The following is an 18,918-nucleotide window of genomic DNA, read 5'->3' as shown; positions in this document are numbered from 1 at the left end:
AAAATAATAAAAACAAAATCATCAGGCATAAAAAAACGGCGAACCTTACAGGCTCGCCGTTCTGTCAAACGCGGTATTAAACGTTTAGAACGCAGCAGCGTCCTTGAACAGACCGACTTTCAGATCGGTTGCGGTGTAGATCACCACACCGTCAACCAGTACTTCACCATCGGCGACGCCCATGATCAGTTTACGGTTGATGACGCGTTTGAAATTCAGGCGATAAGTCACCACTTTAGCCGTTGGCAGAACCTGACCGGTGAATTTCACCTCGCCGACACCGAGTGCGCGGCCTTTGCCTTCGCCACCGAGCCAGCCCAGGTAGAAGCCCACTAACTGCCACATGGCGTCCAGACCCAAACAACCAGGCATCACCGGGTCACCGATGAAGTGGCAGCCGAAGAACCACAGGTCCGGATTGATATCCAGCTCAGCTTCTACATAGCCTTTGCCATGGGTGCCACCATCTTCTTGCATCTTGACGATGCGATCCATCATCAGCATGTTGCCTGACGGTAACGGAGGACCGCCAGCGCCGAAGAGTTCACTGCGGCCGGAAGCTATGAGGTCTTCTTTCGTATAGGAATCGCGTTTATCTACCATGTTCTATGTAAGCCTTATTTTAATGAAGGGCGAAGATTAGCTTACAGCTGTAAGCTGAACAACTCCGATCAGCTGTGATTAAACCAGTTCAACCAACGAAGAGGCCAGGGATAACGCGGGCCACCTTGCGATGTTGCCAGCGCAATGCGCTGCTGAATCAACCCCAACAAACTCGGGCGCTCTTCTTCACCTTCCCCTTCGTTTGAGTAAATCAGTCCGGTCAGGATTGGCAGCGCTTCGGCTGCGTTGTCTACTGCCCATAAATGAAACTGGCCTTCGCGAACGGCGTCAAGAACCTGCGGATGCAGACACAAGTTACGCACGTTGCTGGTTGGCAGAATGACCCCTTGCTTACCGGTCAAACCGCGACGTTGACAAACTTCGAAGAAACCTTCGATTTTCTCATTAACGCCACCAATAGGTTGCACGTTCCCAAACTGATCGACAGAGCCAGTCACCGCAATTTGCTGGTTAATAGGCTGCATCGAGAGCGCACTGATCAATGCGCAAAGTTCAGCAAGGGAGGCGCTGTCGCCATCCACTTCTCCGTAAGACTGCTCAAACACAATCGAGGCGGAGAAGGGCAGTGGCTGGTCGAGCTCTAACTCGGATATCAAAAAGGCCTGCATGATCATCATACCCTTGGCATGAAGATTACCGCCCAGTTCCGCTTTACGTTCGACATCAGTAAATTCGCCGTCGCCGGTGTGTACGACACAACTAATGCGTGAAGGTTCACCTAACGCCCTCGGGTGCCCTGGATATTCCAGAACGGAGAGGCCGTTGATCTGACCGACGACTTCACCTTCGGTTTCAATGCGGATCTGCCCCAGCTCAATTTCATCCTGCATGCGTTCCTGCAAATAGCTCTCACGCCATGCGCGGGCATTGGACGCCGCTTCTAACGCCTTAGCGCTCAGAAGCTCGTCTTCATTGTAGAGAGCCGCTTCGCTAAGTTGCATATTCAGCCATACCGGGTCTAATGTCAGGCTGCCCTGATCGGTACTCTGTCGGATTGCTATTTTCAGAAACTCTGGCCACGCATCCGCAGCAAGTCGTGGGACTTCCAGCTCATCCGCCAGCGTATTGACATATCCACACCAGGTTTCCATGTCGCTCAGTTCGGTCAGTGGCAGGTCAGCTTCGAATTCACCGTAGATGGAAGAATCCATCAGCTCCGGTTCCATATCGCTGAGATCTCCCAGAGACAGGCGATCACCGACCAGAATCACGCGGATATCCAACGGCATCGGCGGAATGGTCGCGGGCAAAGGGCGTGTTTCATCAGGTGATACCCAATGATATTGCCCTTCAGTAATCATCTGCTTCAGACGTAACCACATCAGTGGCTGAGCGAGCAGGCTGCGAATCGACAATACCAGCACGCCACCGTTGATGTTATGCACCAGACCTGGTTCAAGCTGGATCTGGTCTTTATACACACGGACGCAACCAAACAGCTGTTCAGGTTCAATCCATTCGCGGTACTGGCAGGTAAACTTGGCTGCAAAGGCATCTTCTGCCGATTTAGCCGCCAGCAATGTCACCTTGTTACCTTCAATATGATAGCGGTTCCCGACGATGTCATCTGGCTCAGGCACCAGATCGCTGACCACATTGGAGATACGGGAAAGATACTCGCGATTTTCTTGCGCTTTAAGGATCATAAAGCGGGGGCGCGAGCGGGGATGACAAAACAGCGTTAAACCATTTTCCAGCCGAGGCTGAGTTCCAGCGAAATCGACAGGGGCTAACTGGGCAGCCGTTGCAAAGATTGCCTCGTAAGGCGCGGAGTCGGGCAGTAAAAGCTGCCAGTCAAGTCGGTTATTGGTCAATGTGTTAGCTGTTTTCTATAAAAAGGGAAAGTGCGATTATACAAGAATAAACACTGCTGCATACAATGAGAGTCACGACCGAATTCGAGTTACTGCACATTGCTGAACGGGTGCGCAAAAAACAAACAAAATATGCGGGTTTATTTGCAGTGAAAAATGAAATAAAGCTGTTATGCTTAGTAAAGTTACGTGGTCACATAAGAGTTCACGATGAAATATCAGCAACTGGAAAATCTGGAAAGTGGTTGGAAATGGAAGTACCTGGTCAAAAAACACCGGGAAGGTGAGCGGATCACCCGCCATTTAGAGAACAGCGCTGCCCAGGAATCGGTGAATCAACTTCTCAGTCTGGAAAGTGAGCCGGTGAAGGTCATGGACTGGATTGCTAACAATATGAATCCGGCACTGGAAAATCGTCTCAAACAAACTATTCGTGCGCGCCGCAAACGTCATTTCAACGCCGAACATCAGCACACCCGTAAGAAGTCCATCGATCTTGAGTTTCTGGTCTGGCAGCGTTTGGCTGGGCTTGCGCAACGACGTGGTGCGACGTTATCCGATACAATTATTCAACTGCTCGAAGACGCTGAACGTAAAGAGAAATACGCTAATCAGATGTCTTCACTGAAAGAAGATTTGCAGCAGATTCTGGGCAAACAAGACAGCTAATCTGCTCATCATTAGTGTGTCATGAATAATACTGACGTTGCTGAACCAAAATCCACCTTCAGTCATAAAAATAAGACATAAAAAAACCCCGCCTTGGCGGGGTTTTTGATATCTGTAGTAAAAGCTAAAGAGTGTTATTAAGCCTGTGGCTGAGTAACAGTATCTTTGTAGCCTTTAACTTCGATTTCTACACGACGGTCTGGTGCCAGGCAGTCGATCAGAGCAGCACGGCCTTTAACGGAGTCACAGGTAGAACCAGTAACTGGGTTAGATTTACCCTGGCCTTGTGCAGAGATCTTGTTAGCAGGGATACCTTTAGATACCAGGTAATCTACTACGCTCTGAGCACGTTGCTCAGACAGTTTCTGGTTGTATTGTTCTGAACCGATACGGTCGGTGTAACCCAGAACGATAACAGAACCGTCTTTAGGATCGATTGAGCTCAACTGGCTGTACAGCTGATCCAGAGCCTGTTGGCCTTCTGGTTTCAGAGTCGCTTTGTTGAAGTTGAAGAGAACGTCAGATTTCAGAGTGAATTTCTTAGTCTCTACAACTGGAGCTGGAGCTGGTGCTGGAGCAACAACTGGAGCAGCGGCTTCATCTTGACCGAAACGGTAAGAAACACCCACAGCCAGCATGCCGTTATCAGGACGTGCGCCAACAGTAGCTGCGTCACCAATGTTGTTAACCCACTGGTAATCCAGACGGGTAGCCCAGTTTTTGGTAACTGCGTATTCAAGACCAACGGCTGCCAGTGGAGAAACACCGGTGTCGTGGTCGCTGATGCGGCCAGCTGCGCCATTGTTGAAGTTACCTTTAGAGTCTGCACGCCAAACCATACCACCCAGACGGGTGTAGATGTCCAGATCGTCAGTCAGTGGGTAGCTCAGTTTAGCAGCCAGCTGAACGCCTTGTGCTTTGAACGCGCCGTTGTTTACGCTGCCTTTAGAAGGCATGCGACCAAGCCAGTCATATCCCATTTCAAAGCCCAGGTATTGGTTCGCTTGGTAACCCAAGAACGCACCTGCACCCAGTTGGCTTTCGTGGGTAGGGCCGTTGCCGATACCTTCGTAAGCATTTGCGAAACCAGTGTCATGGTATTGGGACCAGCCCAATTTACCACCGGTATACCAGGTGTTATCTTTAGGGGCGGCTTGCGCTACGGTAGCGAAACCTGCCAGTGCCACTGCTAATGCGATAGCTGTCTTTTTCATTTTTGCGCCTCGTTATCATCCAAATAGGCAATTGAGCTTTAAGCTGTAAGCCCTTGGTTAAAATCCTTACGCCAAGGTTATTGCGTCAATTAGGAACTTGCCACTTTACGTTGGCATTATAGAGCAACCTTGGCGTTGTAAAGTCTACAACGTGGCGCGAAACTTACAAGCTTGAAGTGTTAACACCGTGGAAAAAAAGGGAAAAATGTACACATTTCTTAACGTGTTTGACCTTTTGTTGACAAAACTTGGAGGATATCTGCGTCAGGAATGCCCGTTTTTACTGGCTTTGGCGCTTGTTCCAGCACAAATCACTAAGTTCCGTATTATTTTCATCAGAACATTCCTAATTTGAACTAATGATATACAGAAGAGTGAATTTTTACTGTTGAGTGATGTCCATTGGCTGAACTTTGCTCATTTGTTGGCTTCATAATGAACCCGTAAGCCCCTCCCTGACGTGCTGCAATTTGCAGTCTTTCTCTCTCCACATCGTTCAATTCGGGTAGCCATCCCAACACCACGCTGTAATTTCCTGTTTGCAGCGCTTTTTCCATCGCATCTACTGTCGACATTGCCGTAATTTGATTCACCTGAACCATTTTATCGACAGGTAAGCCCGATTGAGACAACCAAACACGACTCAGTTTTTGTTGTGGCGTAAGCCATAACAACCAGCGGGACTGTGTGCCGAGATGTTGAAGCAGGGGCAGCAATAACTGGGCAAAAGCAGGTTGGCTCGCACTATAGACGAACTCAGTGATCAGACCATTATTCAGGGATGCAGACGTATTTACCTGTGGATGACTTACCGGCAAAGCAAGCTGACTAAAATGATGATTTGCATGTTGTTGAGTTCGCATAGTGATGTACCCCAGTGAGTTACTGTATGAATGTACAGTACTCTGGCAATGAACAAAGATCAACCCAATTTTTTCCAAGATATCTCGCAAATTTCGAAGGTAACAGGCTGCAAATGCATTTTGTATTTGGCGGGATGCGTCGCATTGCGTATTTTGATTTTAGCTGTTTAGCTAACCCATAAATGGGGTGTATGGAATTAATATGAAAAGGATAACGCAATGATAACTCAGTCAAAAAAACGTATTCTTCAGTGTATGGAACTCTTCGCTTCATTAGGTAATATTCGCGCCCGCTCCCAGTTTGGAGGGTACAGTTTATCGGCCAATCGCGTGATGTTTGCCCTGGTCTCAGACGGTGAACTGTATCTGCGTGCGAGCCATGAAACCGAAGAGTATTTTTGTGAGCAGGGCATGGAAAGGCTGATTTATCGTAAACGCGGGATGGCCGTCCTGCTCCGTTATTTTAAGGTGAGTAAAGCCCAGTGGGAGAAGCCCAGAGCATTGCGTCGGATGGCAATGCTTTCTCTGCGAGGAATGCAGCGTGATATCGACAGACGAAAAAACAACGAGGCCGGGCGGCTCAAAGACTTACCCAATCTGACGCTGGCATTAGAAAGAATGCTGTGGGAAGTGGGTATCGAAAACTCAGATGATCTTCGCCTGCAAGGGGCGTGCGTGACGTATGAAAAGCTCTGCGCAGTCAAAAAGGATCTGAGTATCAACATATTGATGGCCCTTGAAGGCGCAATTCTGGGCTTTCATGAAGCGGCTCTGCCAATGGCATCCCGTGAGTTGTTAACTCAGTGGTACAACCATCAGCAAGAGCAGCTGGAGCAGCAACGACAAAATACACATAACGTCGCAGCTAGTTGACTCGCACGGGGCATGCTTATCAGAGATGACTTTGTCCGGGCAGAATTTTGTTGTTCAGGCTGGTGAGCTCAGGTAAATGAGCCACCAGCAAACCAATCTGCTGCAGTACGAGCTGTTCTTTACTGTCGGATTCTGTCGTTCGTAATTGGATCCGCGCAGTCAGATGATTAAGCGCACGCTGAATCCGGTCTGTTTCTGTCGGCATATGATTGAGAGCACCATCCACACAACATGCCGCATCATCGAGCAGGCGAAGTGTTTCCGTATCTTCAAGTTTTTCCCGGTGCGCACCGAGTGCTGAAATGTAGCTAAGCATGGTGTGATTGAGGCATAACAGTCTGAACGCGGCTTCGAGCGTAGCAGGATCGTTATTTTTCTCCGAACTCATGTTGGAGACCACGGAAGCCAACTCGGCATCGCAGTTGTGCGCATCGCGACGTGCCAGACGGTAATCCAGGCTGTTATCTTTGCCCTGATGATATTGCACCAAAATAGCATCCAGATAGCGGCAGTTAGCTTCAAAGGTTTTGCTGACCACCTTGTCAATCTGACGGAATTTCCAGTCAGGCCAGATATAGGTCACTGCCGCCCACGCAATCCCACAGCCAATCACCGTATCGATAATACGCGGTATGGCCACTTCGAAACCCTCGCCCAGCAAATTGAAACACAACAACACCAATAGGGTGATAAACATGGTGGCCTGCGCATATTGCACGGTACGAAATGCGAAGAATAACAGTCCACTGATGACAATCAGGATCATCTGACCGTCAACGGAAGGGACGAAATACAGGATCGGAATACCGATCGCGATACCGGCCAGTGTGCCGATAATCCTCAGCGCTAAACGACGACGCGTCGCGCTATAGTTGGGCTGACAAACAAACAGGCTGGTCAGCAAAATCCAGTATCCGTGATTCATTCCGCTTACCTGAATAAACACATATCCGACAAAGAGTACAACGGACATGCGAATGGCGTGGCGAAACAGCACCGACTGCGGCGTAAAATGCCGCGAAATGCGCAGCCAGATATCATCCAGTCCGGTTAACCGATCTTCGGCAAAAGGACTCTTGCCGGAATGATTCTCAGGTTCTGACTGCTCTGACTCAATGTTTGCCAGCTGCGCATCGATCGCATGCAGGTTGCGTAAAAGATGACGCAGTGCCTGTAACATTTCTCGATGATCCCCCTGCGCTTCCAGGCGTTTTAGCGCTTCTTCGAGCCGCGCAAAGGCACGCTCGAACTGGCTGTTGTGCGAGTAGGGCTGACGATAAAGAATGCACTGTGAAAGTTGAGAACAGGCGCGCGCTTGCATACTCATCAGGCGTTGGAAGCGAAACAGGATGTCGCTGTGGTGGAACTGTTCACTGAGTTTCAGGTATTTCACATGGGAAGAACTGGCGCGCTCGTGAATATCCTGCACCACAAAATAGTAATGCAGCGTGCGGCGCGTGCCTTTCTGCCCACGGTCACCTTTCAGGCGGGTTTGCAGCGTATTTTTGGTCTGGTTTAGCGTGGCAACCAGCTGCCCGTTGGCCATCGCGAGTTCCACCAGCTGCTGATTATTATCTTCCTGATCGGGGTCGAACAAGGTCGCCTTGGCTTCCAGATAGGCGGCCAGCTGAGTGAAACAGCGTGAAATCTGATCCTGAAGGGGGCGGATAGGGTAGATCAAATGCCCGGCAAGAGTCAGCAAGTTATACCAGATGGCACCTGCCAGCAGGAGCAGCGGTTGCTGATACCAGATATGGTACATACTGGTGCCAAGCATGGTGTAAATCGCAATCAGTAACGCGCCAAACGCGATAGTGGCGTAGCGCTGCCCGAGTGCGCCCAGCAAGATGAATCCGCAGGTTGAGAGCATCAGGCCGGGCGCAAACAGCCACGGATGGGGGAAGAGCAGCTCTATTGAAGCCGATGCAATAAAAAAACACACCAGCGTAATCAGCAAATTGCGCAGACGGCCAGCCAGCCGGTCGTCGAGGTCGGCAAGCGCTGCGGCAACCACGCCCAGCGTCAGGGGTATGGTCAGCGTAGTCTGACCTAACCACCATGGCACCGCTGCGGCACCCGCCAGAGCAATGAAAATCCTGATGTGATAAAGAACATTGCTGTTATAGGCGTAACGCCTTAAACCTGGTGCAATAGAGAGCACGAAAACCCCACGTTAAACAAAAAAAGTCACGGTCATTAAAAAGCAGTTTTATTCAGCGAATACGGCCATTTTCACGAAGGCGGGCGGCATTGGCCTCACGCATCTGTTTGGCCAGCTCGACAGAGACCACGCGGCGGCCGACAGGCCAGAGAGCGATCGCGGCGATTTTAAAATTCGCGATGCCAACAGGAATCCCGATAATGCTGATACATTGGGTGATACCCGCAACGATGTGAGAAATACATAACCACCAGCCAAAGAAAATCAACCAGAAGATATTCAGCAGGGTGCCACCGCCGGAGAGCACGGCATTACGTCTCTCAGGATATAAATCATCGACATGGACGGCTTCATTACCAAACGGCAGCAGTGACAGGCGGGTGATTTCCCAGCAGGAGCGGGTCAGCGGCAGGGTAAAAATCAGCACAATACTGACCAGCGTGGCGAACAGCCAGGCGAGCGTGGTGAAAAAACCACCTAAAACAAAGTTAAGAATATTGAGTACAGTGCGCATGTTGGGATCTTCCCGAAGTTATTAAAAATGTTAAAAGATTTCATGTTCACTAAATGGAAACACCTGCTTTATTCTACCTTGTTTTGTGGAGCGGATCGCCTCTGCTGTTCAAAGGGGAACTCCTAAATACGCTTTACCACTCTGAAGATGTAAAATAACGCATACTATTTTTCCGTCAGGAATAAAAAGAAAACACGGTGTGATGATATGGAATTGAAATCGACTTCTTTCGGGAAACATCTGGCACAGCACCCTTACAACCGGGTACGCATGCTGAACGCGGGCGTTGAAGTCAGCGGCGACAAACATCACTACCTGATCCCTTTCAATCAGTTGATCCAGATCCGCTGCAAACGCGGCATTGTCTGGGGTGAGCTGGAATTCGAACTGCCGGATGAAAAAGTCGTGCGCCTGCACGGCACGGAATGGCAGGAAACGCAGCGTTTTTATCAGCATTTGCTCAAGGTCTGGCAGAGCTGGAGCGTTGAAATGAGCGACGTCAGTGCCGGGGTATTGCACGGGCAGGTTCAAAAAATAGAACACATTGAGCAGCAGGATAAATGGTTCAAACGTGTCGATCTTGCTGATGTGCAAAAAGACATCGCTGGGGCTTTTAACGCCATACCGGTACCGGTTGAGCGTTTGAATGATTTTGATAACTGCCGCGATGATTATCAGACCTGCCTGCGCTGGCTCGAACAGGGTAAGCGCAGCGTAGAACGGCGCAATCTGGCCTGGACTGAACGGGTGATTGCTGAGAATCGTGACTTCTTCGACACCGTTGAAGCTTCCGGGCTCAACGACAGTCAGTGCCGCGCAGTCGTCAATGGCGAAGATGCGGTTCTGGTACTGGCTGGCGCGGGCAGCGGCAAAACATCGGTGCTGGTGGCGCGCGCTGGCTGGTTGCTGCGCCGTCAGGAAGCACACCCGGAGCAAATTCTGCTGCTGGCGTTTGGCCGTCAGGCCGCTGATGAAATGAACACCCGCATTAAAGATCGTCTGCACACCGACGGCATCAAAGCCAAGACGTTCCATGCGCTGGCCTTACAGATTATTCAGGAAGGTAGCAAGAAAGCGCCGAAGGTAAGCAAACTGGAAACCGATGCCAAAGCGCGCCGCAGCCTGCTCATCAAAACCTGGCAACAACAGTGTGCCGAGAAAAAAGTGCAGGCCAGCGGCTGGCGTCAGTGGATGACTGAAGAGCTGGAATGGACGGTGCCGGAAGGCGATTACTGGAAGAATAAAGCGCTGGCCGAACGTCTGGGCAGCCGTCTTGAACGCTGGCTAAGCCTGATGCGCATGCACGGCGGCAGTCAGGCGGAGATGATTGAGGCCGCGCCGGAAGAAGTGAAAGAGCTTTTCCAGAAACGTATCCGCCTGATGGCCCCGTTCCTGAAAGCGTGGAAAACTGCTCTCAAAGAAGAGGGCGCCGTCGATTTTTCCGGGCTTATCCATCAGGCCGTTAATATTCTGGAGAAAGGCCGTTTCGTCAGTCCGTGGAAACACATTTTGGTGGATGAATTTCAGGATATTTCGCCACAGCGCGCGCAGCTACTTTCTGCGCTGCGAAAACTCAACAAACACACCAGTCTGTTTGCCGTCGGCGATGACTGGCAGGCGATTTACCGTTTTAGTGGCGCTGAGCTTTCACTGACAACGGCGTTTGCAGAAAACTTTGGTGAAGGCGCGCAATGCGCGCTCGATACCACATATCGCTTTAACGATCGCATTGGTGACATCGCCAATAAATTCGTCCAGCAGAATCCGTATCAGCTGAAAAAACCACTTAACAGCCTGACGAAGGGCAACAAGAAAAACGTTGTGATCCTTCCTGAGGATCAGATGGAAAAACTGCTCGATAAGCTCAGCGGTTATGTCACGGCAGAAGAGCGAATTATGGTGCTGGCGCGCTATCATCATCTGCGCCCGCAAATTCTGGAGAAAGCGGCCACGCGCTGGCCGAAACTGAACCTGGAATTTATGACCATTCACGCCAGTAAAGGTCAGGAGGCGGAATACGTGATTATTGTCGGGCTGCATGAAGGCAATGACGGATTCCCCGCACCGGCGCGTGAATCGGTGCTGGAACAGGCGTTACTGCCGGAGCCGGAGAATTTCATGGATGCGGAAGAGCGGCGCTTGCTGTACGTGGCGATGACCCGTGCAAAGCATCAGGTCTGGCTGATGCAGGATAAAGCGCGCCCGTCGGTGTTTATCGGGCAACTGGAAGATATCGGCGTACCGGTGCAGCGAAAACCATAACGTAAAGGCCCGGATTGCCGGGCCCTTCGAGAAATTATTCTTTTAAGCGTGCCCACAAATAGCGCTGATAATCAGGGATGGTAATTTCAACCTCTGACTGGAATAGCGGTGACTGGATCAGAAAGTCAGCGGTAGACAGGTTAGTGGCGACGGGGATATTCCACACCGTTGCCAGACGCAGCAGCGCCTTGACATCCGGATCGTGCGGAACAGCATTGAGCGGGTCCCACAGAAAAATCAGCATATCAATTTTCCCTTCCGCAATCAGCGCACCGACCTGTTGATCGCCGCCCATCGGGCCACTTAGCATACTTTTGACATTAATCCCGGTGTTGCGCTGAACCAGATTCCCCGTCGTGCCGGTGGCATAAAGGACATGCTTAGAAAGTTCAGCGACGTTTTTATCCACCCATTTCATCAGAGTATTTTTGCAATGATCGTGCGCGACAAGAGCAATATGTTTTTTTTTGGCGATCGTGCGGGTTGTGAAGTCCATCTAATTCCCTTCAACGCGAAAGTAAGAGTGGATCACAGAATACTGAAACTGGGTTTTACTGCATAGGGCGGGGGCAATAATTTGGCGTTAAGAAAGAGAATGCGTGATGCAGATTAAGTTACGACGCTTGTTCTTGTTTCACCGGCAGTTTAAACCAGAGCAAAAACTGTTCGATGCCGGCATTGGCGGCGAGACGCGTCCACAGCGGATGCAGATAAGTTATCTCAATCTGTGAAGGCATTTTGCGAGCCATTACCGTTTTTCTTTCAGCGTTATTTTTGGCAAACGACGGCACGGCTGCGCGTGCACCGGACAGGTTGTAAGTCATCATGAGTTTTTCAGCGTCAGCGACCTGTTCGGGATTAAACATATTCAGCACATCTCGCTGAGTTTTAATCTGACGTCCCTGTTCATTGACCAGCTGATAATTCATCACGTGGGTGAACTGAACGGTTTCTTTTTCGCTGTCTAATGAAGGCAGAACGAAGGAAACAGAGCGGTGGCCTTGCGCGTTAAAGGTGACGATAAACGCCGGAGAATGGTAAAGCAGGGGCGTTTGCGGTGCGGCAGAATGGACACTTTTGCTGACCTGGAACAGGATCTGATGCTGACCGCCATCGAGTTCGAGGCTTTCAGCACCTTTGAGAATAGCACCAGACATCAGTTTGCCGTCGATCACCAGGACATCCACGTCTGGCGAAAGTTTGAGGGAGGTCGCCGAAGCTGACGCCATCAGGCTGAGACTCGCTAATGCGACCAGCGCATGACAGACTTTCATTCTTCTCTCCTCAAACACAACGTTCTTCATCGTCTATTATTCAGCAACGCTGATAGTGTGTCAAAGTTTTACAAAATGTTTTAAATTCACACGTTTCAGATTGAGGTCTGGCTATCCTTTTATGAGCGCCGCACTGTCGGAATCCGGATGCTGAGTTACACTTAGCTCAGACAGGTCAAAGGAGATAATCCCGTGCAAGACAATGAGATCCGCGACATTCTGCAGAATGTGAAAACCATCGCACTGGTCGGTGCCAGTGACAATCCGGGGCGTCCGAGTTACGGCGTCATGGCTTACTTACTTTCTCAGGGCTATGAGGTCACCCCGGTCAGCCCTAAACTTGCCGGGCAGGAGCTGTTTGGGCAAAAAGTCGTCGCTTCGCTGGCGGAAATCCCGCATCCGGTGGATATGGTCGATGTGTTCCGCAATGCCGACGCCGCTTACGGCGTAGCGCAGGAAGCGATTGCAATTAAAGCTAAAGTCCTGTGGCTGCAAATTGGCGTGATCAACGAACAGGCCGCAGTGCTGGCGAAAGAGGCCGGGCTGAGAGTGGTGATGGATCGCTGCCCGAAAATCGAAATCCCACGCCTGGGTATCGAACAATAGTTTCTATCGAACAATCTTTTTACCGGCGTTTACGGCAAAAATCGAAATAAAAAAACCGGCTGCAATGGCCGGTTTTTAATGTGCTTTGCTGATGATCAGTTACGCAGGCGTGGCGCCTGAAGCTGGCTGCGAACCGATGCGGCCAGATCATCCAGAGACGTTTGCTCCGGGTGCGCCCGTGCTGCCTCGTGATCAATCTGAATTTCAGCCAGATAGGTATGCACCGGCTGGCCCTCATCATCTTCCATCACCACGTGATACCAGGGTGCGGCTCGCAGAGAGTCGTCGGTCGCGAGTTCAGCGACATCAGGCTTTTCCAGCGAATACTCCGCGTCGACATCGATTACCACGCCTAAATAGCCCAACATTCTGTGGCGGACCTGCTGGCCGATACCAAATTTACTGGCAATCATAGTCATCTCCTGAAATTAGTGTCTTATCTTCTATATGGAGATAAAACGCGCTGTTTCAAGTTTCGACCACTTAATCCGCTAAACATTCGCCGGTGTGCTGCCAAAACAGCACACCGTGATCAATCAGTTTGTCACCAGACAGGCGAAACCTTTCAGATACAAGCCTTCCGGATAAGCGCCGGTGACCGGATGGTCGGCGGCCTGACGGAACTGTTCGACGAACTGAATTTCGCGGTGGGCGTCCAGTGCGGCGTCGGCCAAAATCTTCTGGAAAAGATCTGTAGGCAGCAGACCGGAACAGGAGAAGCTCAGCAGGATGCCGCCGGGGCGCATCAGTTGCAGCGCCAGCATATTGATATCTTTGTAACCACGACAGGCACTCGCCAGCTGGTTCTTGTTCTCCACGAACTTCGGCGGATCCATGACAATCATGTCGAACTGTCTGCCTTCGGTGCGATATTTACGCAGCAACTGGAAAACGTCTTCGCGCACAAATTCTGCTTTGGACAGATCCAGCTTATTCAACTCGACGTTCTGACGCGCCACATCCAGCGCCGCCTGAGAGGTATCGACGTTGGTGACTTTAGTACAACCGCCCATCAGCGCCGAAACGGCAAATGCGCCGGTATATGAGAAGCAGTTCAACACGTCACGGCCCGCGGCATAGTTGCGTGCGGCTAGACGGCTGTCGCGCTGGTCGAGGTAAAAACCGGTTTTATGGCCTTCTTTAATATCCACCAGCAGGCTCATGCCGTGTTCCTGAATCGGCAGCAGGGCAGGAGGCTCATCGCCCAGCACATGTCCCTGCACCATTTCCAGACCTTCTTTCTTACGCACGGCCACGTCGGAGCGATCCCAAATCGCGCATTCCGGGTAGCAGTGTTGCAGGGCGGCAATCAGCGGCGCGCGCTGATATTCCGCACCGGCAGACAGCAACTGAAGGACCAGAAAATTCTGGAAGCGGTCGATGGTGATACCCGGCAGACCGTCAGATTCACCGGCAATCAGGCGGTAACCATCCAGACCGTCGCGTTTGGCGATATAATTACGCCAGTTCTGCGCCTGCTGTAAACGGCGGATAAAGAAGTCGATGTCGATCTCTTCGTCCTGGCTGAAGGTCCAGACGCGGGCACGAATTTGAGATGATGGCGAATAGGCACCGCGCGCGAGCCATTTGCCCTGACTGTCTACAATATCAATAGTGTCGCCGGAATTGGCTTTGCCATCGACGCGCTGAACAGCGCCGGAAAACACCCACGGATGGCGGCGCAGAAGGGATTTTTCGCGGCCTTTGGCCAGAATTAAACGTGCAGTCATAGAATTAGGTTCTGTCGGTTCGGAGACAAAAAAGAGCGACATTGTCCGGTCATGCAGGTGAAATTGCAACGAACCATACCGCTAACGGAGAGATTATTATGGCAACAGTCAGTATAGCCGCCTGGGTGCACGGCATGGTGCAGGGCGTTGGTTTTCGTTTTTCCACGCAACATCAGGCCACCGCATTAGGGCTCACCGGTTACGCCAAAAACCTGGAAGACGGCAGCGTAGAAGTGGTGATGTGCGGCGAGCAGGAAAAAGTGGATCAGTTGTTAGCCTGGCTGAAACAGGGCGGACCGAAACATGCGCGGGTGGATCGCGTGCTCAGTGAGCCAACCGCACCCGGCAATTACAGTGATTTCAAAATCAAATACTGATTCAACGTGTTAAAGGCATTTTACCGGTTTTGGCAGGCCTGCAATTTTCGTGGCCTGTTTGGCCGGGCCTTTCGGGAACAGCCGGAACAAATAGCGGCTGTTGCCTTTCTCTTCGCCATATTTTTGTGCCATGGCTTTCACCAGCATGCGCACGGCGGGTGACGTGTTAAATTCAAGGTAAAACTCACGCACGAACCGCACAACTTCCCAGTGCGCTTCGGTCAGCTCGATACCTTCTTCTTCTGCCAGCAGCGGCGCCATGCCTTCCTGCCAGTCTTTACTGTTTTTCAGGTAACCCTGTGCGTCGGTTTCAATAACCTGACCGTCAAACTCCAGCATACAACCTCAAACCTGTAAAAATGCAGCGGCCAGTTTAGCAAAAAGCCGTGCCTGACAAAATAAAAAGCCCCGCGGGAAGCGGGGCTGCAATTTACTTCGGACAAATCAGCGGTGGACTACACCTGATAAAGCGTCATCAGTTACGCGATGACAGACCGAGAATGCTCAGCAGACTGACGAACACGTTGTACAGCGAAACATACAGGCTGACGGTTGCGCGAATGTAATTGGTTTCGCCGCCGTGAATGATATTACTGGTTTCCCACAAAATCGCGCCCGCCGAGAACAGAATGAACAGACAGCTGATGGCCAGAGACAGCGCCGGAATTTGCAGGAACAGGTTCGCTATCACCGCAACCAGCAGGACAACAAAGCCAGCCATCATCATGCCTGACAGGAACGACATGTCTTTACGGGTGGTCAACACGTAGGCTGAACAGCAGAAGAACACCAGCGCAGTACCGCCGAGCGCCAGCATAATAATGTCACCCGCACCGGCGGCCAGCAGAGAGCTCAGCAACGGCCCCAGCGTGTAACCCATAAAACCGGTCAGCGCGAAGGCGGAAAGAATACCGGCCGGGCTGTTTGCCGTGCGATAGGTCAGGAACATCAGGCCATAGAAACCGGCAATCGTCAGCAGAAAGCCAGGCGAGGGCAGACGCAGAACGGTACTCGCCGTAGCAGTAATGGCCGAAACGCCTAAGGTCAGGGCCAGCAGGAAATACGTATTACGCAATACCCGGTGTGTGCTTAACAACGAGCCTGCGCGCGATGACGAAGAGGCAACGTAACGATCCATAATAAAATTCTCACTCTTATAAGATGATGGAAGTCGGTGAAAATACAATCAGACTGGAGTGTAAGTAGTTGCGCAGCGTCATTAAAGTCGTTTTACCCTTCTTTACCTCGCCGAACGGGGCAGGGCGCGGATTCCTGACGGCAAAATCGCCGTAACGATGCTTAAATCGTCATTTGCGATTTGAATGCCTGTTTTTCAGGCAATTGAACGGGATCAGGCTTTACAAGAGGATCGGCACTGTTTATAGTTCGCTTCGTTGCGGAGGGGTGGCCGAGCGGCTGAAGGCACCGGTCTTGAAAACCGGCGATGGGAAACCATTCGAGAGTTCGAATCTCTCCTCCTCCGCCATAAACAACACAAGAAAGCTGCTAAGTCATTAGCGGCTTTTTTTGTGCCTGTGATTTGGGGGGATTTAAACGAGCGTGGTTTAAATGCTCATAAAATCAACAAACTAGACTGAAAATAATGTTTGCATCTTTTTATCGGTCTTGTATACTACGCCCCGTACTGAACGACTGACGTCGTGAAGTGCTTGTTGTTTACGGAGGGGTGGCCGAGCGGCTGAAGGCACCGGTCTTGAAAACCGGCGATGGGAAACCATTCGAGAGTTCGAATCTCTCCTCCTCCGCCATAAACAACACATCAAAGCTGCTAAGCAATTAGCGGCTTTTTTTGTGCCTGAAATTCCCGCATTCTCTGGATCTGAAATCCATCCCTGACTAAAAAGTCCCTTCTTTCTGTCCGTACTGCCGCGGAGAACAGCCTAACGTGCGCTTAAATGCCGTGCTGAACGCGCTTTCTGATTCATAGCCGAGCGCCAGCGCCACGGCAGAAACCGGCTCTTTACCCTGAGTCAGCCGGTCTGCGGCCAGCAACATGCGCCAGCGGGTGAGATATTCCAGCGGGGCGCTGCCGACGGTCTGTTTAAATCTCAGTGAGAATACCGAGCGCGACATCCCCGCGCATTCTGCCAGCGCCTGAACGGTCCAGCGGTGGGCCGGTTTTTCATGCATCGCATTCAGCGCCCTGGATAACTGTTTATCCGCCAGCGCCGTAAACCATCCGCTTTCCACTCCCGGCAGCTGGCTGCCAACGTACATCCGCAACGCCTGCACCAGTATCACGTGTGCCATATGCTGAGCGATAAGCAACCCGCCCGGCTGCGGGTCGTGCTGTTCCTGAATCATCCGGTCAACTGCCCAGCGCAAAATGTCTTTATCGGATTCCTTCGAGATGTGCACCACCGGCGGCAACATCGCCAGAAGTGCCGGGGCATTGCTGCCGCTGACGTAAAAACGGCTGCCGGTGAGATAGAAATCCTCGCCGCCGTTGTAAGTCACGGTGCCGTTTTCGCGCGTCTGGGTAAGAATTGGCGTGGCATCCGCAGAGGGAAGCCTGAGATCGCTGGCGAGGCGAAAAGGTCTGCCGCTGGGTAAAACAAAACAGTCGCCTGCCTGTAAATGTACCGCGCCCGGAACTGAATCCACCGACAGCCAGCACTCGCCGCGGATAACCGCATTACATTTTATCGACTGATAATGATCGGGAAATTTTATCGACCAGTCGCCGCCCGCTTTAAAACCCGCTGACATCGTACTGCGGGGTTTGAGCAGCGATAACACATCGGAAAGAGGATCCATCATTAACTCCGGACGATTGCAAAGATAATACGGACTTTAGCGCATAGATCGTCTTTCCACCAGCGCATATAGTCGTTCCCAAAGGGTAGCCTTTCCGGTAAATAACAGAGGATTTCACAATGCGTGTATTCGTGACAGGTGCGACAGGTTTTATCGGCTCTGCGGTGGTGGAGGATTTACTCAAGGCAGGGCATCAGGTGCTTGGCCTGGCGCGTTCAGACGCGGGGGCAGATGCGCTGGTGGCTGCGGGTGCAGAAGTGCAACGTGGCAGCATTGAAGATCTCGAGAGTCTTAAACGTGGTGCAGCGCAGGCCGACGGCGTGATTCATACCGCGTTTATTCATGATTTTTCGAAGTTTCTGGAGAACTGCGAAAAAGACCGGCTGGCAATCGGCGCCCTGGGCTCGGCGCTGGCGGGCACGGAAAAACCGCTGATTATCACCTCCGCGACCGCGCTGGTGAGTAACCAGCGTCCGGCGACGGAACAGGATCTGCCAGACCCGCAGGGAATGAACCCGCGTATCGCCTCCGAACTGGCGGCTGCGGCGCTGGCAAAACAGGGCGTTCACGTGTCATTGGTGCGTTTACCCCCTTCGGTACATGGTGCAGGCGATTACGGATTTGTGCCGATGCTCATCGCGATGGCGCGTGATAAGGGTGTTTCTGCCTACACCGGCAAGGGTGAAAATGTCTGGCCCGCGGTGCATCGTCTGGATGCGGCGCGAGTGTTCCGGTTGGCGCTGGAAAAGGGTGCACGCAATGCTGTTTATCATGCCACTGCCGAGCAGGGGGTGGCATTTAAAGAGATTGCCGGGCTGATTGGCAAACATCTGAATCTGCCAGTGGAAAGTAAAACGGCGGAAAGTGCCGCTGCGCATTTCGGTTGGTTCACGCACTTTGCCGCGCTGGATAACCCGACGTCCAGCGCGTTTACCCGTGAGACGCTGGGCTGGAAGCCGGAACATCAGGGATTGCTGACGGATATCGACACCGCCGGATATTTTAATTAACCGGCCCTGCGTTCTCTCCCTTCATCAGGCCATTCCGGCGGCCTGATGAACACTTTTCTCCGTGGTTTTAATGGTGTTAATTGCCTAAAAAACGCCCCGAATCACACTTCGGGAAGATAAAAAATTTACCCCATTGCCTGTCAGATGTT

The 18,918-nt window shown here is 51.6% G+C and carries 19 protein-coding genes and 2 tRNA genes; 8 read left to right on the top strand and 13 right to left on the bottom strand.

The window, feature by feature from the left end:
- Positions 1-84 precede the first annotated feature (84 nt).
- Together fabA and I2123_RS16305 are read right to left on the bottom strand one after the other, a co-directional pair.
- The gene (gene fabA, locus I2123_RS16310) at positions 85-603 is read right to left on the bottom strand and encodes a bifunctional 3-hydroxydecanoyl-ACP dehydratase/trans-2-decenoyl-ACP isomerase (RefSeq protein WP_056769330.1); all 519 of its coding nucleotides are present in this window, start codon (positions 601-603) and stop codon (positions 85-87) included.
- Between the two features lie 68 nt (positions 604-671).
- A complete protein-coding gene (locus I2123_RS16305; protein WP_213051025.1) occupies positions 672-2,438 on the bottom strand; it encodes an AAA family ATPase in 1,767 nt (588 codons plus the stop codon).
- 210 nt (positions 2,439-2,648) lie between these two features.
- Between I2123_RS16305 and matP the strand changes: the two genes are divergently transcribed.
- Entirely contained in the window at positions 2,649-3,107 is a 459-nt protein-coding gene (matP, locus tag I2123_RS16300) for a macrodomain Ter protein MatP (protein ID WP_112166292.1), read from the top strand.
- Positions 3,108-3,244: 137 nt separating this feature from the next.
- On the opposite strand, the gene ompA is transcribed toward matP, so the two are convergent.
- Together ompA and sulA are read right to left on the bottom strand one after the other, a co-directional pair.
- Entirely contained in the window at positions 3,245-4,321 is a 1,077-nt protein-coding gene (ompA, locus tag I2123_RS16295) for a porin OmpA (RefSeq protein WP_213051024.1), read from the bottom strand.
- 356 nt (positions 4,322-4,677) lie between these two features.
- Positions 4,678-5,184 (bottom strand): SOS-induced cell division inhibitor SulA, encoded by a 507-nt coding sequence (sulA, locus tag I2123_RS16290; protein ID WP_213051023.1) that lies wholly within the window; start codon positions 5,182-5,184, stop codon positions 4,678-4,680.
- Between the two features lie 219 nt (positions 5,185-5,403).
- Here sulA and I2123_RS16285 point away from each other — a divergent pair, with 219 nt between their 5' ends.
- Positions 5,404-6,057, top strand: coding sequence for a TfoX/Sxy family DNA transformation protein (locus I2123_RS16285; protein ID WP_213051022.1), 654 nt, complete (start codon positions 5,404-5,406; stop codon positions 6,055-6,057).
- Positions 6,058-6,076: 19 nt separating this feature from the next.
- Here I2123_RS16285 and yccS read toward each other — a convergent pair whose 3' ends face one another.
- Both yccS and I2123_RS16275 read right to left on the bottom strand, forming a co-directional pair.
- Positions 6,077-8,218, bottom strand: a complete 2,142-nt coding sequence (gene yccS / locus I2123_RS16280) for a YccS family putative transporter (RefSeq protein WP_112166284.1) — start codon at positions 8,216-8,218, stop codon at positions 6,077-6,079.
- 52 nt (positions 8,219-8,270) lie between these two features.
- Positions 8,271-8,732, bottom strand: coding sequence for a YccF domain-containing protein (locus I2123_RS16275; protein WP_112166282.1), 462 nt, complete (start codon positions 8,730-8,732; stop codon positions 8,271-8,273).
- 207 nt (positions 8,733-8,939) lie between these two features.
- Here I2123_RS16275 and helD point away from each other — a divergent pair, with 207 nt between their 5' ends.
- The gene (gene helD, locus I2123_RS16270; protein ID WP_213051021.1) at positions 8,940-10,994 is read left to right on the top strand and encodes a DNA helicase IV; all 2,055 of its coding nucleotides are present in this window, start codon (positions 8,940-8,942) and stop codon (positions 10,992-10,994) included.
- A gap of 34 nt (positions 10,995-11,028) precedes the next feature.
- Here the strand turns inward: helD and mgsA are convergent, their stop codons facing one another.
- The gene (gene mgsA / locus I2123_RS16265) at positions 11,029-11,490 is read right to left on the bottom strand and encodes a methylglyoxal synthase (protein ID WP_112166278.1); all 462 of its coding nucleotides are present in this window, start codon (positions 11,488-11,490) and stop codon (positions 11,029-11,031) included.
- 118 nt (positions 11,491-11,608) lie between these two features.
- The gene (locus I2123_RS16260) at positions 11,609-12,268 is read right to left on the bottom strand and encodes a YccT family protein (RefSeq protein WP_112166275.1); all 660 of its coding nucleotides are present in this window, start codon (positions 12,266-12,268) and stop codon (positions 11,609-11,611) included.
- 192 nt (positions 12,269-12,460) lie between these two features.
- Here I2123_RS16260 and I2123_RS16255 point away from each other — a divergent pair, with 192 nt between their 5' ends.
- Positions 12,461-12,874 (top strand): CoA-binding protein, encoded by a 414-nt coding sequence (locus I2123_RS16255; protein WP_112166273.1) that lies wholly within the window; start codon positions 12,461-12,463, stop codon positions 12,872-12,874.
- A 95-nt stretch (positions 12,875-12,969) separates the two neighbouring features.
- Here I2123_RS16255 and hspQ read toward each other — a convergent pair whose 3' ends face one another.
- The gene (gene hspQ, locus I2123_RS16250; protein WP_112166271.1) at positions 12,970-13,287 is read right to left on the bottom strand and encodes a heat shock protein HspQ; all 318 of its coding nucleotides are present in this window, start codon (positions 13,285-13,287) and stop codon (positions 12,970-12,972) included.
- 123 nt (positions 13,288-13,410) lie between these two features.
- Complete coding sequence (rlmI, locus tag I2123_RS16245; protein ID WP_213051020.1) at positions 13,411-14,604, bottom strand: 23S rRNA (cytosine(1962)-C(5))-methyltransferase RlmI; 1,194 nt, start codon at positions 14,602-14,604, stop codon at positions 13,411-13,413.
- 98 nt (positions 14,605-14,702) lie between these two features.
- Between rlmI and yccX the strand changes: the two genes are divergently transcribed.
- A complete protein-coding gene (yccX, locus tag I2123_RS16240) occupies positions 14,703-14,981 on the top strand; it encodes an acylphosphatase (RefSeq protein WP_213051019.1) in 279 nt (92 codons plus the stop codon).
- 9 nt (positions 14,982-14,990) lie between these two features.
- On the opposite strand, the gene tusE is transcribed toward yccX, so the two are convergent.
- Together tusE and yccA are read right to left on the bottom strand one after the other, a co-directional pair.
- A complete protein-coding gene (tusE, locus tag I2123_RS16235; protein WP_112166265.1) occupies positions 14,991-15,320 on the bottom strand; it encodes a sulfurtransferase TusE in 330 nt (109 codons plus the stop codon).
- Positions 15,321-15,456: 136 nt separating this feature from the next.
- Complete coding sequence (gene yccA, locus I2123_RS16230; RefSeq protein ID WP_213051018.1) at positions 15,457-16,119, bottom strand: FtsH protease modulator YccA; 663 nt, start codon at positions 16,117-16,119, stop codon at positions 15,457-15,459.
- Between the two features lie 260 nt (positions 16,120-16,379).
- On the opposite strand from yccA, the gene I2123_RS16225 reads away from it, so the two are divergent.
- Positions 16,380-16,467 (top strand) — tRNA-Ser (locus I2123_RS16225).
- A gap of 195 nt (positions 16,468-16,662) precedes the next feature.
- Positions 16,663-16,750, top strand: a tRNA-Ser gene (locus tag I2123_RS16220).
- An 88-nt stretch (positions 16,751-16,838) separates the two neighbouring features.
- Here the strand turns inward: I2123_RS16220 and I2123_RS16215 are convergent.
- Positions 16,839-17,759, bottom strand: a complete 921-nt coding sequence (locus tag I2123_RS16215) for an AraC family transcriptional regulator (RefSeq protein WP_213052545.1) — start codon at positions 17,757-17,759, stop codon at positions 16,839-16,841.
- A gap of 119 nt (positions 17,760-17,878) precedes the next feature.
- Between I2123_RS16215 and I2123_RS16210 the strand changes: the two genes are divergently transcribed.
- On the top strand, positions 17,879-18,769 hold the full coding sequence (locus I2123_RS16210) for an SDR family oxidoreductase (RefSeq protein WP_213051017.1): 891 nt from the start codon (positions 17,879-17,881) through the stop codon (positions 18,767-18,769).
- Positions 18,770-18,918: the final 149 nt, after the last annotated feature.

The sequence above is a fragment of the Rahnella inusitata genome, from assembly GCF_018288855.1.
GTDB lineage: Bacteria > Pseudomonadota > Gammaproteobacteria > Enterobacterales > Enterobacteriaceae > Rahnella > Rahnella inusitata.
Note: the sequence above shows the minus strand (reverse complement) of the source record. Positions and strands in the feature narration are given on the sequence as shown.

Coding starts and splice junctions, on each gene's coding strand:
- fabA (WP_056769330.1), bottom strand. CDS start 603: ATGGTAGATAAACGCGATTCCTATACGAAAGAAGACCTCATAGCTTCC.
- matP (WP_112166292.1), top strand. CDS start 2,649: ATGAAATATCAGCAACTGGAAAATCTGGAAAGTGGTTGGAAATGGAAG.
- ompA (WP_213051024.1), bottom strand. CDS start 4,321: ATGAAAAAGACAGCTATCGCATTAGCAGTGGCACTGGCAGGTTTCGCT.
- sulA (WP_213051023.1), bottom strand. CDS start 5,184: ATGCGAACTCAACAACATGCAAATCATCATTTTAGTCAGCTTGCTTTG.
- I2123_RS16285 (WP_213051022.1), top strand. CDS start 5,404: ATGATAACTCAGTCAAAAAAACGTATTCTTCAGTGTATGGAACTCTTC.
- I2123_RS16275 (WP_112166282.1), bottom strand. CDS start 8,732: ATGCGCACTGTACTCAATATTCTTAACTTTGTTTTAGGTGGTTTTTTC.
- helD (WP_213051021.1), top strand. CDS start 8,940: ATGGAATTGAAATCGACTTCTTTCGGGAAACATCTGGCACAGCACCCT.
- mgsA (WP_112166278.1), bottom strand. CDS start 11,490: ATGGACTTCACAACCCGCACGATCGCCAAAAAAAAACATATTGCTCTT.
- I2123_RS16260 (WP_112166275.1), bottom strand. CDS start 12,268: ATGAAAGTCTGTCATGCGCTGGTCGCATTAGCGAGTCTCAGCCTGATG.
- hspQ (WP_112166271.1), bottom strand. CDS start 13,287: ATGATTGCCAGTAAATTTGGTATCGGCCAGCAGGTCCGCCACAGAATG.
- rlmI (WP_213051020.1), bottom strand. CDS start 14,604: ATGACTGCACGTTTAATTCTGGCCAAAGGCCGCGAAAAATCCCTTCTG.
- yccX (WP_213051019.1), top strand. CDS start 14,703: ATGGCAACAGTCAGTATAGCCGCCTGGGTGCACGGCATGGTGCAGGGC.
- tusE (WP_112166265.1), bottom strand. CDS start 15,320: ATGCTGGAGTTTGACGGTCAGGTTATTGAAACCGACGCACAGGGTTAC.
- yccA (WP_213051018.1), bottom strand. CDS start 16,119: ATGGATCGTTACGTTGCCTCTTCGTCATCGCGCGCAGGCTCGTTGTTA.
- I2123_RS16215 (WP_213052545.1), bottom strand. CDS start 17,759: ATGGATCCTCTTTCCGATGTGTTATCGCTGCTCAAACCCCGCAGTACG.
- I2123_RS16210 (WP_213051017.1), top strand. CDS start 17,879: ATGCGTGTATTCGTGACAGGTGCGACAGGTTTTATCGGCTCTGCGGTG.